Below are 691 nucleotides of genomic sequence, written 5' to 3'. Positions count from 1 at the left end.
GAGACAGTAGAGCAACTGCAGCATCGAATGCGGCTGGCCGAGCGCGCTCACGTTCGGCCGCCTCTCCGGAATGCTGCTAGCCTTGCGCACCGACAAGATCCGCTGCGCCTGGGCCCAGACCGACCCGCTGCTGGCCGCCTATCACGACGCCGAATGGGGCGTGCCCGAGCACGACAGCCGCGCGCTGTGGGAAAAGCTCATGCTCGACGGCTTCCAGGCCGGCCTCTCGTGGCTCACCATCCTGCGCAAGCGCGATGCGTTCCGCAAGGCCTTCAAGGGCTTCGTGCCGGAGAAGATCGTCAACTTCACCGAGGCCGATGTCGAGCGGCTGATGCAAGACGCCGGCATCGTGCGCTCGCGCTCGAAGATCGAGGCCACCATCGGCAATGCGCGCGCCTACCTCGCGATGCAGGCGGCGGGCGAAGATTTCTCCGAATTCATCTGGGGCATGGCGGGCGGCAAGCCCATCGTCAACCGCACCGGCAGCGTTCCGGTGAAGACGCCGCTGTCGGAAGAGATCTCGGCGGCTCTCAAGAAGCGCGGCTTCAAGTTCGTGGGCCCCGTCATCGTCTATGCGTGGATGCAGGCGACAGGCATCGTGGACGACCACGCGCACGACTGCCACCGGCACGGTGCCAAACACAAACCCAAGCCGCAATGAAAAAACCGGACGCTGCTTTCGCAGGTCCGG

At 65.3% G+C, this 691-nt stretch carries 1 protein-coding gene; it reads left to right on the top strand.

All coding sequences use genetic code 11. From position 1 onward, the window contains the following. Positions 1-82 precede the first annotated feature (82 nt). A complete protein-coding gene (locus ACSFA3_RS25170; protein ID WP_435508064.1) occupies positions 83-661 on the top strand; it encodes a DNA-3-methyladenine glycosylase I in 579 nt (192 codons plus the stop codon). Positions 662-691 lie beyond the last annotated feature (30 nt).

It is taken from the genome of Variovorax glucosi, from assembly GCF_051216695.1.
In the GTDB taxonomy this organism is placed as follows: Bacteria; Pseudomonadota; Gammaproteobacteria; order Burkholderiales; family Burkholderiaceae_C; genus Variovorax.
The sequence above is the reverse complement of the archived record's forward strand: the minus strand, read 5'-3'. Positions and strand labels throughout refer to the sequence as shown.